Origin of the sequence: Pseudomonas floridensis (assembly GCF_002087235.1) — a bacterium.
GTDB classification, from domain to species: domain Bacteria; phylum Pseudomonadota; class Gammaproteobacteria; order Pseudomonadales; family Pseudomonadaceae; genus Aquipseudomonas; species Aquipseudomonas floridensis.
Genome location: NZ_MUIO01000002.1, coordinates 197,366 through 209,328, shown reverse-complemented (window position 1 = coordinate 209,328; position 11,963 = coordinate 197,366). Strand labels below are relative to the sequence as shown.

The following is an 11,963-nucleotide window of genomic DNA, read 5'->3' as shown; positions in this document are numbered from 1 at the left end:
CTGCTGAATGATGGCAAATTTAAGCGTTATTTTATAACGCAAGATGAATGGCTATGTAATACTGTAACGAATAGTTGCAGGTTGCTCTTTCGTGAAGACATCGCATTCCCCTTCGATTGCACGCTCGGTTCTGGCCCAGTCAGCCTGGAAGCGGATTCTGTTCTCGTTATTCGTTCTCTGCTTGTTGTGGCTGGCCATTGCCTGGTCGGTGGCCATTCCGTGAGCGCGGCCATTGCGCTGGAAAATCTCACCGTCGCTTATGAACGACGTCCTGCCGTGCATCATCTCAGCGGGCGGTTCGAAGCCGGAAGCCTCACGGCCATCGTCGGCCCGAACGGCGCGGGCAAGTCCACGCTGATCAAGGCCATCGCCGGGACCATGAAACCTGCCCAGGGTCGTGTTGATCGGGGTCGCCTGGCGACCCGCACGATCGGCTACCTGCCACAGGCTGCCGAAATCGATCGCAGCTTCCCGTTGAGCGTCGCCGATACGGTGGCGATGGGCGCCTGGCACAGCATCGGGCCGTTTCGCAGCCTGACCCGCAAACACGCTGACCTCACCCGTCAGGCTTTGCAGACCGTCGGGCTGGAAGGCTTCGAAGCGCGCAGCATCGGCTCGCTGTCGTCGGGACAATTCCAGCGGGTCTTGTTCGCTCGCCTGTTGCTGCAGGACGCATCGGTGATTCTGCTCGACGAGCCGTTCACCGCTATCGATGCCCGCACGACGCGTGACCTGCTCGAGTTGGTGCGGGTCTGGCACGGCCAGGGCAGAACCGTGATCGCGGTGCTGCATGACATCGAACAGGTACGCCAGCACTTCCCGCAAACACTGTTGATGGCCCGCGAAGCGATAGCCTGGGGCGAGACGGCCGAGGTATTGAGCGTCGCCAACCTGCGCAAGGCACGCAACATGGCTGAATACTGGAGCGTCAATGAGGCGATGTGCGACGTTGAGGAAGGGCAGTCATGATGCTTTACACCTTGGTGGTTGAGCCCTTCGTCGAATTCGGTTTCATGCGTCGCGCGCTGGTCGCCTGCCTGGCGCTGGGTATCGGCTCCGGGCCGGTCGGTGTCCTGCTGATGCTCAGGCGCATGAGCCTGGTCGGGGATGCCATGAGCCATGCCGTTCTGCCAGGCGCTGCCGTGGGGTTCATGGTTGCAGGGTTGTCGTTGCCGGCCATGGGGTTCGGCGGGCTGATCGCCGGGCTTGCAGTCGCGCTGCTGTCCGGTCTGGTCAGTCGCCTGACGGCGTTGCGCGAAGACGCCAGTTTTGCCAGTTTCTACCTCACGTCACTGGCGGCCGGTGTGCTGATCGTCTCGCTGCATGGCTCCAGTGTGGACCTGCTGCATGTGCTGTTCGGCACTATTCTGGCGATCGACAGCGCTTCTATCTACATGGTCGGCGGCATCGCGTCGTTCACGCTGATTCTGCTCGCCGTGATCTACCGCCCGCTGGTGCTCGAATGCTTCGATCCGGGGTTTCTGCGCGCTGTGGGCGGGCGCGGCTCGCTCTATCACGTGCTGTTCCTGTTACTGGTGGTGCTGAACCTGGTGGCCGGCTTTCAGGCGCTGGGCACGCTGATGGCGGTCGGCATGATGATGCTCCCTGCAACGGCGGCGCGTTTCTGGGCCAGTTCGCTAAGCGCGCTGATGCTCATTTCGACCCTGCTGGCGACCCTCGCCGGTCTGATCGGGTTGATCGTTTCCTACCATTTTGGCGTCGCGTCGGGGCCAGCCATTGTCCTGACCGCCAGTGCGTTTTACGTGATTTCGCTGCTGTTCGGGCGCACGGGCATTGTCCGTCGACTGTTTCCCAAACCTCACCTGGCTCACTGAAAAAGGTATGTCATGAAACGATTGATGTTGTTGAGTTCAATGGCCGCTCTGGCGCTGTCTGCCTTTGCCTCCATCGCCCAGGCGAAGCCGCTTGAAGCGGTGGCGTCCTTCACTGTGATCGCCGATATGGTGAGCACCGTGGGTGGCGATCGCGTGCACGTCACCTCGTTGATCGGCCCCAACGGCGATCCCCATGTTTACGAACCGACACCGACCGATGCTCAGGCCTTGAAGAGTGCAGACCTGACGTTCGTCAGCGGTCTGCATCTGGAAGGCTGGATGGATCGCCTGATCAAGGCGTCCGGCTACAAGGGCCAGCCGATCGTACTGTCCGAGGGCATCAAGACCCGCAGCATGGATGAGGACGGCAAACGCATCACCGATCCGCACGCCTGGAACAGCGCCGCCAATGGGGTGATTTACGTGCGCAACATCGTGACCGCCTTGAAAAAGGCCGATCCCGAAGGGGCCAACCTGTACCAGACCAATGGCGATCGTTACATTGCCCAGTTGCAACAGTTGGATCAGTACGCTCGCGACCAGATCAAGGCCATTCCGGCGGCCAATCGCAAGATTCTCACCTCGCATGACGCGTTCGGCTATTTCGGTGATGCCTATGGCGTGACGTTCCTGTCGCCGTTGGGGCTGTCTACCGAATCGGAAGCCTCGGCGGCAGATGTCTCGAAACTGATCCGTCAGATCAAGGCCGAGCACGTCAGCGCTTATTTCTTCGAGAATTCAGGTGATCCGCGTCTGGTCAAGCAGATTGCCGAGGCCAGCGGTGCGCAGCCAGGTGGTGAGCTGTATGTCGAGGCGCTGTCGCCGCCAGACGGGCCCGCTTCGACCTACGCGAAGATGTTTCGCTACAACGTCGATACGCTGGTTGCGGCAATGAAAAAGGATCAGTAATCCGTGTCCACGCTCAACGGGGTGTAGCGGGTCGATGATATCCAGTCGCCGTACACCTCGGTGAGGGTCAGGCAGTCGGTAAATTGCCCACGTCCGTTTTCTCCGGCGCTCGACTCTGTGTTTCTCGGGTTGCCTTCTTCAGGCGCGCCGGCCGGTGGAATCACCCAAAACGCACTGAATCCTTCAGCCGTGATCCCTTCGGTTCTGACCGTATCGATGAAGTCGTCCAGCGCGACCCATTCCAGCGCTGCGTTGTAGTGGCCGACGAAGGTGTAGAGGGGAAGAGGGTGTTGCGGCGTGGCCCTGTCGGCAAACACCAGGCCGGACAGATAGTGAGCAAGAGCCGGTAAGCGATAAGGGTCAATCTGAGCAGACATATCGTCATCCTCAATGTTCGGAGGGTGGGGGGAATGTCGTACTCCTTCACTACGCGACTCATTGATGATAACGCGCAGCCCTCGTTCGACAAGGGCTGCGCGACAGGCTGCCTCAGTGATTGAGGAATTTGAAGACGGTGGTCTGGGTGTAGGCCTTACCGGGGTCGAGTCGAGTACTCGGGAATTTCGGCTGGTTCGGCGCGTCCGGATAATGCTGGGTTTCCAGCGTGAAAGCGCCCCAATGCGGGTACACCTTGCCGCCCTTGCCGTGAATGCTGCCATCCAGGAAGTTGCCGGTGTAGAGCTGCACGCCGGGTTCGGTGGTGAACAATTGCAGTGTGCGCCCCGACTGTGGATCGCTGACTTCAGCCGCCAGTTTCTTCACGTCGCCCTTGGTGTCCAGCACCCAGTTGAAATCGAAGCCGCCTTGTTTGGGCTCGGCATATTTGAGTTGCTGATGATCATCCTTGATGTGCTGACCAAAGGCGGTGGGCTTGAGGAAATCCATCGGCGTGCCCTTGACGGCGGGCAACTCGCCGGTCGGGATGAGTTTGTCGTTGACGGGCGTGTAGTGCGAAGCGTGCAGGGTGGCGACCTGCTTGAGGATATCGCCACTGCCAGCGCCCGCCAGATTGAAATAGCTGTGGTTGGTCAGGTTCAGCACCGTGGGTTTGTCGGTGGTCGCGCGGTAATCGATCTTCAGCTCGTTCTTGTCGTTCAGGCTGTAAGTGACTTCGGTCGTCAGCGTGCCGGGGAAGCCCATTTCACCGTCGGGCGATACGTACGTCAGTTTCACGCCAACCGACTCACCCGCCTTGGTACTCTCGGCCTTCCAGAGTCGTTTGTCGAAACCCTGATTGCCGCCATGCAGGGCATTGGTCTTATCGTTGAGCGGCACCTGATACGTCTTGCCGTCGAGGCTGAACGTGCCGCCCGCCAGGCGGTTGCCGAAGCGGCCGATGGTGGCACCGAAATAGACCGTGCCGTTGTTCTGATAGCCCTGCACATCATCGAAGCCGAGCACGATGTCTTCCACCTTGCCGGATTTGTCAGGAACCATGAGCGATTGCAGCGTTGCGCCGTACGTAATGATGCTGGCCTGTATTCCATGACTGTTGCGCAGGGTGTACTTCTCGACGGGCGTGCCGTCGGGCAACTGACCGAAGCTGCTGTGGTCGCTTGAAAGCGTTGCGGCGTGCGCGGTCAACGTGCTGATCATGAGAGACAGTCCAAGGGTGCTGAGAAGAGCATGCTTTTTCATCTGATCTACCCGCTTTTATTTTTATTGGTAAGACTATTTGATCGGCTTTTTATCCGATGGAAGGATTTATAGCCCAAAAAATGCAGCTTGAAAAATTAATTGTAATACTATTTAGTAATGCAGGTGTTGCGTTTGCCTGGCAAAGCGGTTCGAGTGGTTTGACAGCCATTCATATGATGATTAGCCTCGGCCCACCAACAGGGCGCAGCGTGAGGCTTCGGGAGATGAGCAGTAATTTCCACGCGTCGACGGTGGATTGGCTGGGTGCCTGGATTGCCGCGGGCAATGTGCTGCCGGGGCAGACGCTGAAGGTTGAAGCTGCGCTGTGCGAAGAGTTGGGTGTCAGCCGCACGGTGCTGCGCGAGGCGATCAAGACGCTGGTGGCCAAAGGTCTGCTGGAAGTCGGCCCCAAGGTCGGCACGCGGGTGCTGCCGTTGCGAAGCTGGAACCTGTTCGATCCGCAGGTCGTCGGCTGGCTGGCACGCAAGGGGCTCCCGGAAGCGTTCGTGAAAGACCTGCTGGACCTGCGCAGGACCATCGAACCAATGGCGGTGCGCTGGGCGTGTGACAGGGCGACGGCGCAACAGATCGAAGAGATTCGCGAGACGTATCGCTTGCTGGAGACCTCAGTCACCGACAAAGGCGATTACAACCTGGCCGACCGGCGCTTCCATGAGGCAGTGCTGGCAGCCAGTCATAATCGCTTCATTGAGCAGATGCTGCCGGCGCTGGGTGCGTTACTGGCCGTATCGTTCGAGGTGACGTCGGGAATGCCGGGGCAGTTGGGCAAGACGCTGCCGCTGCACAAGGAGCTGGCCGAAGCCATCGCCACTCGCGATGCCGGTCGGGGTGTCTGGGCCTGCATGAGTCTGATCGAGCAGGCTGCTGGCGTGATCGATACCTATTTTGCCCGGCAGCAGGAGGAAGGGCACACAGCACGCTGACTGACACCGTTTCATGAGTATTGACCGCTACGCGAGCTTTATTGAAACACCGATATCGTTGCTACATTGACATCAAAAGTGCCTTTACAACAATAACAAAGGACATTTTCATGAACTGGTCGCCCGTCTCCGAGCACCGTTTCAAGCTGGCTGAAGGCGCCTTTTGGGACGCTGCTCAGCAGGCCCTCTACTGGGTCGATATCGCAGGTTTCCTGGCCTGTCGGCTCGTCAATGGCGAGCATCGCCAGTGGCGCATGCCCGAGCCGGTTTCCGCCTTTATCCCCACTGAGCGGGGTGACGCGCTGGTCACCCTGGCCAGCGGCGTCTACCGCCTCGATCTGGATTCCAACAAAACCTCACTTTCGTTGTTCTGCGTCGCGGACCCGGTGTCCGGGAACCGTGCTAACGAGTCCCGCTGCGATGCTCAGGGCCGCCTCTGGCTGGGTAGCATGCAGAACAATATTGACGCTGAAGGTGGTGACGTGCCGCTGATACGTCGTTCGGGCGGTCTGTTCCGCGTCGATCCGGATGCACGGGTTACCCGGTTGCTGGAAGGCCAAGGCATCGTCAATACCTTGCTGTGGAATTCAGCGGGTGACGTGCTGTACAGCGCCGACACGCTCGATGAAGTCATTTATCAGTACCCGATTCTTGATGATGGCAGCCTTGGTCCGCGCAAGATCTGGGCTGCCGGGCATGTGCGTGGATCGCCGGACGGGTCAGCCATGGACGCCGATGGCTATGTCTGGAACGCACGTTGGGGCGGCAATTGCCTGATCCGCTTTGCCCCGGACGGCCGTGTCGATCGGGTCATCGATCTGCCGGTCAGTCATCCCACCAGTTGCGTATTCGGCGGGCCTGACTTGCAAACGTTGTATGTCACCAGCGCCGCGCCTGCCGACGCCAATGGTGAATTTGACGGTGCGGTTCTGATGGCTGACGTCGAGATAACAGGTCTGAATTGCAATCGTTTTGCCGGCTGATTTCTGGCCGGTCAAGGGAGATGTCGGGTGACACTGCCGCAAAGCCTTCACCTGAAGTGACATTCGGTTACATTGCGGTCATTCATAATATGGTATGACTATTTAACCGGTTTCCAGACGCACACGCGTTGCGAAATCGCCACCTTGCTGAACGCTGTAGCTATTCAATAAAAATAAGGAGTTAGCTATGTTGAGTCATCACGGGATACGTTCCCTGTGCTGTGCCGCTGTCGCCACCGCCATCCTTGGCATGAGTGGCATCACGTTTGCTGCCGACAAGATAAAAATCGGATTTCTGGTCAAGCAGCCAGAAGAACCCTGGTTCCAGACTGAATGGACATTTGCCGAAAAAGCCGGTCAGGATCATGGATTCGAGGTACTCAAAATCGCCGTACCAGACGGTGAAAAAACGCTGGCAGCTATCGATAACCTGGCGGCCAACGGCGCGAAGGGGTTCGTGATCTGCCCGCCTGACGTGTCCCTCGGTCCGGCTATCGTTGCCAAAGCAAAAGCTCTGGGGCTGAAAGTGATGGCCGTGGATGACCGTTTCGTCGACGCCCAGGGCAAGTTCATGGAGGACGTGCCGTATCTGGGTATGGCCGCCTTCGAAGTCGGCCAGAAGCAGGGTGCGGCGATGGCGACCGAAGCCAAGAACCGCAAGTGGGATGAGAATGAGTGGAAGGGCACTTACGCAATCATCAACACCTACAATGAGCTGGATACCGGCAAGAAACGCACCGACGGTTCCGTGGATGCGTTGAAAAAGGCTGGCCTGCCTGAAAAGAACATCCTGTTCACGGCGCAGAAAACCCTGGATGTGCCTGGCAGCATGGACGCCACCAACTCGGCGCTGCCCAAGTTGCCGGGCGATGCCAAGAATCTGATCATTGGCGGCATGAATGACAACACTGTTCTGGGTGGTGTACGTGCTACTGCCAGCAACGGTTTTAGCGCTGATAACGTGATCGGGATCGGTATCAATGGCACAGACGCCATTCAGGAGCTCCAGAAGAAGAAAAGTGGCTTCTTCGGCTCTATGCTTCCTAGCCCGGACAAAGAAGGCTATGACACGGCGAAGTACGTCTATGAATGGGTGAAGGATGGTAAAGAGCCTCCGATGTACACCGCCATGGATGACGTGACGCTGATTACCCGTGCCAACTACAAAGAGGTGCTCACCAAGATCGGGCTCATGCCTGCCGCAACAGATAAAGCTGCGGCGGCCAATTGATGCGCGCGCGCGACGACTCCAGGAAAGATCAGGCCGCTATCAGCCTGTAGATGTGAGCTGAGCGGGGGACCTGAATGCAGGTCCCCAACCGTGCGAGGAGATTGGCGTCATGCAACAAGCAATCAAGCAACATTCAACAGGCGGTGCCCTGCGTTTCAACGGCATCGGCAAAGTCTTCCCGGGCGTCAAGGCGTTGTCCGATATCAGCTTCGAAGCGCGCCCCGGCAGCGTGCACGCCTTGATGGGCGAAAACGGAGCGGGCAAGTCCACGTTGCTGAAAATCCTTGGCGGGTCTTACCAGCCCAACAGCGGCAGCCTGCAGATTGGCGACCAGGAACATCAATTCAAGTCCACGGCCGACAGTATCGCGGCCGGTGTGGCGGTCATCCATCAGGAGCTGCACCTGGTTCCCGAGATGACGGTTGCCGAAAACCTGCTACTGGGCCACATGCCAAACCGCTTCGGCCTGATCAATCGCGGTGCCATGCAGCGTCGGGCAGCCGAGCTGCTGAAAGGGCTGGCCGATGAAATCGATCCTGGCACGCGCTTGGGCGATCTTTCCCTTGGTCAACGCCAACTGGTGGAAATCGCCAAGGCCATGTCGCGCAACGCCCATGTGATTGCCTTCGATGAACCCACCAGCAGCCTCTCGGCGCGTGAAATCGACCGTTTGATGGCAATCATCGTGCGCCTGCGCGACGAAGGCCGGGTGATTCTGTACGTGTCGCACCGCATGGAAGAAATCTTTCGTGTCTGCGATGCGGTGACCGTTTTCAAGGACGGACGCTTCGTGCGTACGTTCGAGCAGATGGCCGACCTTGACCATGACCGCCTGGTGACCTGCATGGTCGGGCGCGATATTCAGGACATCTATAACTATCGGCCTCGCCAGCATCAGGGCCCGAGCCTGCGCGTGACCGGGCTGATGGGGCCCGGCCTGCAGGAACCGGCCAGTTTTGCGGTGGAGAAGGGCGAGGTGCTGGGCTTCTTTGGTCTGGTGGGGGCTGGTCGCACCGAGCTGTTTCGCCTGCTGTCCGGCCTGACCCGCAGCACTGCGGGTACGCTGCAGCTGGATGGCAAGCCGCTGACCCTCAAGTCGCCGCGTGACGCCATTGCCGCCGGTATTCTGCTCTGTCCCGAAGACCGCAAGAAGGAAGGCATCGTGCCGCTGTCCAGCGTCGCGGAAAACATCAATATCGGAGCTCGTCCGCGCCATGTCAGTCTCGGCTGTCTGATCCAGGGGCGCTGGGAGCGCGATAATGCGCGCGGCCAGATCCAGGCGATGAACGTGAAAACCCCGTCACCTGACCAGCAGATCATGTACCTGTCCGGCGGCAATCAGCAGAAAGCGATTCTGGGGCGCTGGCTGTCGATGCCGATGAAGGTGCTGCTGCTCGACGAACCCACTCGCGGCATCGATATCGGTGCCAAGTCCGAGATCTACCAAATCATTCACAGCCTGGCCACCGATGGCATCGCCGTGATTGTGGTGTCCAGCGACCTGATGGAAGTCATGGGCATTTCTGACCGTATTCTGGTGATGAGCGAAGGTGCCATTACCGGTGAACTCAACCGCGACGAGGCTGACGAGTCGCGACTCCTGCAACTGGCTCTGCCACGCACGCGCGGCTGAACAACTGGTCCTGGACCATGAACAATAAAAAAGAGGTGCGTATGTCTACCGAATCCAGCCTGCGGGCTCCCCGTCAGGGCTTGAACCTGCGCCGTTTTGCCGATGAGTGGGTCATGCTGCTGGCCGCCGTGGGCATCTTCCTGCTCTGCGCGGTGTTCATCGACAACTTCATGTCACCCTTGAACATGCGTGGCCTTGGTCTGGCGATTTCGACCGTCGGTATTGCCGCCTGCACCATGCTCTATTGCCTGGCGTCCGGCCACTTCGACCTGTCGATCGGTTCGGTTCTGGCCTGTTCCGGCGTCATCGCCGGGATCGTGATCCGCGACACCGACAGTGTGATTCTGGGCGTATCTGCTGCGCTGGCGATGGGCCTGGTGGTCGGCCTGATCAACGGCATCGTGATTGCCAAACTCAGGATCAATGCCCTGATCACGACACTTGCGACCATGCAGATCGTTCGTGGTCTGGCGTATATCTTCTCCAACGGCAAGGCGGTAGGTGTGTCCAACGAAGACTTCTTCGTCTTCGGCAACGGTCAACTGTATGGCGTGCCGGTGCCCATCCTGATCACCATCGTCTGCTTCATTTTCTTCGGCTGGCTGCTTAACTACACCACCTATGGCCGCAACACCATGGCCATCGGTGGCAACCAGGAAGCGGCGCTGCTGGCAGGCGTTCACGTGGATCGCACCAAGATCATCATCTTTGCCGTGCACGGCCTGATCGGTGCTCTGGCAGGCGTAGTGCTCGCGTCGCGCATGACATCAGGCCAGCCCATGGTGGGGCAGGGCTTCGAGCTGACGGTGATTTCGGCCTGTGTTCTGGGCGGCGTATCACTGTCCGGCGGTATTGGCATGATTCGCCATGTGATCGCCGGCGTGCTGATCCTGGCGATTATCGAAAACGCCATGAACCTGAAGAATATTGATACTTTCTACCAGTATGTGATCCGCGGCACGATCCTGTTGCTGGCGGTGATCATTGACCGGATGAAGCGTCGCTGAAATATCCTCTGTAGCCACTCCTGTCTTGTGTCCTGTTTCAGAACACAAGACAGGATGTTGCGCATCAAGTAGAAGTTTTGGGGCTCAGCGCTGAAAACCTTCTGTTCGCAGTCTCGCTATACCGGCACAAGGCAACCAAGATCGTTTGGAATGACTCTTATTTGACCGCTTTCTCCTCGCACAGTGTTGTGCTGTCGGATTGAGCCTCTGTGCAGGCGCGGTCCGACCCAATGAGAGCGGGTTCACTCTGCCGGATGTTCTATGACCCTGATTGATGCGGCTGCGGCGCGCAATTCGTTTGTCGTGAAGTTGGTCGCGTATTTCGTCGTGATTGTGGTGCTCTCGATCATTTCAGTGTTCGCCTGGGTGAGCTGGCAGAGTTACGGCCAGCAGATCAGGGAGGGTGAAGGCAACGTCGCCAACCTGGCGCGGGCGGCCGCTCAGCATGCGGAAGATGCCGTCAAGGAAGTCGATGCAGTCTCGGCCGGCGTTCTGGAGCGCATCGAATGGTACGGCATCGACACCATCGACAAGGACCGTTTACGTGCGCTCTTCGCTAAAAGAAGCAGCCTGATGCCTCAGATTCACGGCTTTTTTGTTTACGACAAGGACGGCAACTGGCTGCTCACGGACAAGACCACTCCGGCGTCAGCGAATAACTCGGATCGCGATTACTTCATTTACCATCGCACTCATCCCGGTGATCGTGATATGCACGTGAGTCACGTGATCAAAAGTCGTTCCACCGGCGCTTATGTGATTCCATTATCGCGCCGCATCGATAATCCCGACGGCAGCTTTGCCGGCGTACTGCTGGTGACGATGTCGGTTGAATACTTCAACAAGTATTACGCGGGTTTCAACATCGATGACAATGGCATCTTCCTTATTTCTCTGGCTGACGGCACGATTCTTACCCGTAGGCCTTACTTCGAAAATCTGATTGGCGCCAGTGTCGCCAAAGGCAATGTCTTCACCGATTACCTGCCTTACGCACGGTCGGGCGTCGCTCATATCAAATCGGTTATCGATAATGTCGAGCGTATCAACGGTTATGTCAGCATCGAACGATACCCGCTCGTTGTACAGGCTGGCATGTCGAAGGCTGGCATTCTCAGTCCGTGGTATCACCAGATGTACACCTCTATGGTCTTCGTTTCGACGGTCATCATTGGGCTACTGCTCTTCGCATTTGTACTCATGCGTCAGATCAACTACGTGGTCACGCTGCAGACGCAATTGAAAAGGACGCAGATCATCCTCGAAAAAATGGCAGCCGAAGATGGCTTGACAGGGCTTCTCAACCGCAGAAGTCTGGATGAGATCCTCCCGCTGGAACTGGTCAATGCAACCGGCCAAAGAACACCGATCAGTCTGTTGATGATGGATATCGATCATTTCAAGACCTACAACGATCTGTAAGGCCACCCGGCCGGAGACGCCTGTATCAAGGCGGTCGCGGGCGCGATCAAGGCGTCGGTCCGACGCCCCGAAGATCAGGCGGTTCGTTATGGGGGCGAGGAGTTCACGGTCCTGTTGCCCAACACGGGCCATGAAGGCGCGCTCAAGGTGGCGCAAAGTATTGTCCGCGAACTTGCCTCGCTTGCCATTGAGCACAGTGCAAACCGCACAGGATCCGTAACGATCAGCATCGGAATCGCAACGGTCGAGGATCCGATGGGACTGACGCCGGACGCCTTATTGAAGGCGGCCGACACGGCGCTTTATGAAGCCAAGCATCTGGGCCGTAATCAGATACGCTGCTCAATCAGTTGACCTGCTG

At 58.2% G+C, this 11,963-nt stretch carries 11 protein-coding genes and 1 pseudogene; 10 read left to right on the top strand and 2 right to left on the bottom strand.

The annotated features are described in order from the left end of the window. Positions 1-91: 91 nt before the first annotated feature. The 4 genes from BZK31_RS30260 to BZK31_RS01070 are packed head-to-tail and all read left to right on the top strand — an operon-like array spanning position 92 to position 2,744. Complete coding sequence (locus BZK31_RS30260) at positions 92-223, top strand: hypothetical protein (RefSeq protein ID WP_279628778.1); 132 nt, start codon at positions 92-94, stop codon at positions 221-223. Beyond that, the gene (aztA, locus tag BZK31_RS01080; protein WP_083180904.1) at positions 220-969 is read left to right on the top strand and encodes a zinc ABC transporter ATP-binding protein AztA; all 750 of its coding nucleotides are present in this window, start codon (positions 220-222) and stop codon (positions 967-969) included. Before BZK31_RS30260 ends, aztA begins: the two co-directional genes overlap by 4 nt. Continuing rightward, positions 966-1,835 carry a metal ABC transporter permease gene (locus BZK31_RS01075; protein ID WP_083180903.1) on the top strand — a complete coding sequence of 290 codons (870 nt, stop codon included), beginning with the start codon at positions 966-968 and terminating at the stop codon, positions 1,833-1,835. The genes aztA and BZK31_RS01075 overlap by 4 nt, the downstream gene beginning before the upstream one ends. 12 nt (positions 1,836-1,847) lie before the next feature. After that, positions 1,848-2,744, top strand: a complete 897-nt coding sequence (locus tag BZK31_RS01070) for a metal ABC transporter substrate-binding protein (RefSeq protein WP_083180902.1) — start codon at positions 1,848-1,850, stop codon at positions 2,742-2,744. Here BZK31_RS01070 and BZK31_RS01065 read toward each other — a convergent pair. Together BZK31_RS01065 and BZK31_RS01060 are read right to left on the bottom strand one after the other, a co-directional pair. Continuing rightward, positions 2,738-3,121, bottom strand: coding sequence for a hypothetical protein (locus BZK31_RS01065; protein WP_083180901.1), 384 nt, complete (start codon positions 3,119-3,121; stop codon positions 2,738-2,740). The genes BZK31_RS01070 and BZK31_RS01065 overlap by 7 nt on opposite strands. Before the next feature lie 112 nt (positions 3,122-3,233). After that, complete coding sequence (locus tag BZK31_RS01060) at positions 3,234-4,382, bottom strand: aldose epimerase family protein (RefSeq protein WP_083180900.1); 1,149 nt, start codon at positions 4,380-4,382, stop codon at positions 3,234-3,236. 224 nt (positions 4,383-4,606) lie between these two features. Here BZK31_RS01060 and BZK31_RS01055 point away from each other — a divergent pair, with 224 nt between their 5' ends. The 6 genes and pseudogenes from BZK31_RS01055 to BZK31_RS30335 all read left to right on the top strand — a co-directional run bounded on the left by BZK31_RS01055 (position 4,607) and on the right by BZK31_RS30335 (position 11,956). Continuing rightward, positions 4,607-5,326 carry a FadR/GntR family transcriptional regulator gene (locus BZK31_RS01055; RefSeq protein WP_083180899.1) on the top strand — a complete coding sequence of 240 codons (720 nt, stop codon included), beginning with the start codon at positions 4,607-4,609 and terminating at the stop codon, positions 5,324-5,326. 110 nt (positions 5,327-5,436) lie between these two features. Further along, positions 5,437-6,309: an SMP-30/gluconolactonase/LRE family protein gene (locus BZK31_RS01050; protein WP_083180898.1), complete on the top strand. Its 873-nt coding sequence runs from the start codon at positions 5,437-5,439 to the stop codon at positions 6,307-6,309. Positions 6,310-6,496: 187 nt separating this feature from the next. Further along, on the top strand, positions 6,497-7,540 hold the full coding sequence (locus tag BZK31_RS01045) for a substrate-binding domain-containing protein (RefSeq protein ID WP_083180897.1): 1,044 nt from the start codon (positions 6,497-6,499) through the stop codon (positions 7,538-7,540). A 109-nt stretch (positions 7,541-7,649) separates the two neighbouring features. Then, positions 7,650-9,173, top strand: coding sequence for an L-arabinose ABC transporter ATP-binding protein AraG (araG, locus tag BZK31_RS01040; RefSeq protein WP_083180896.1), 1,524 nt, complete (start codon positions 7,650-7,652; stop codon positions 9,171-9,173). A 41-nt stretch (positions 9,174-9,214) separates the two neighbouring features. Then, positions 9,215-10,180: an L-arabinose ABC transporter permease AraH gene (gene araH / locus BZK31_RS01035; protein ID WP_167377813.1), complete on the top strand. Its 966-nt coding sequence runs from the start codon at positions 9,215-9,217 to the stop codon at positions 10,178-10,180. A 261-nt stretch (positions 10,181-10,441) separates the two neighbouring features. Beyond that, positions 10,442-11,956: pseudogene (locus BZK31_RS30335) on the top strand (sensor domain-containing diguanylate cyclase). Positions 11,957-11,963: the final 7 nt, after the last annotated feature.

Excerpts from the sequence above, each read along its gene's own strand:
- BZK31_RS01045 (WP_083180897.1), top strand. The coding sequence starts at position 6,497 with ATGTTGAGTCATCACGGGATACGTTCCCTGTGCTGTGCCGCTGTCGCC.
- BZK31_RS01070 (WP_083180902.1), top strand. The coding sequence starts at position 1,848 with ATGAAACGATTGATGTTGTTGAGTTCAATGGCCGCTCTGGCGCTGTCT.
- BZK31_RS01050 (WP_083180898.1), top strand. The coding sequence starts at position 5,437 with ATGAACTGGTCGCCCGTCTCCGAGCACCGTTTCAAGCTGGCTGAAGGC.
- BZK31_RS01060 (WP_083180900.1), bottom strand. The coding sequence starts at position 4,382 with ATGAAAAAGCATGCTCTTCTCAGCACCCTTGGACTGTCTCTCATGATC.
- BZK31_RS01075 (WP_083180903.1), top strand. The coding sequence starts at position 966 with ATGATGCTTTACACCTTGGTGGTTGAGCCCTTCGTCGAATTCGGTTTC.
- BZK31_RS01065 (WP_083180901.1), bottom strand. The coding sequence starts at position 3,121 with ATGTCTGCTCAGATTGACCCTTATCGCTTACCGGCTCTTGCTCACTAT.
- araG (WP_083180896.1), top strand. The coding sequence starts at position 7,650 with ATGCAACAAGCAATCAAGCAACATTCAACAGGCGGTGCCCTGCGTTTC.
- araH (WP_167377813.1), top strand. The coding sequence starts at position 9,215 with ATGTCTACCGAATCCAGCCTGCGGGCTCCCCGTCAGGGCTTGAACCTG.
- BZK31_RS01055 (WP_083180899.1), top strand. The coding sequence starts at position 4,607 with ATGAGCAGTAATTTCCACGCGTCGACGGTGGATTGGCTGGGTGCCTGG.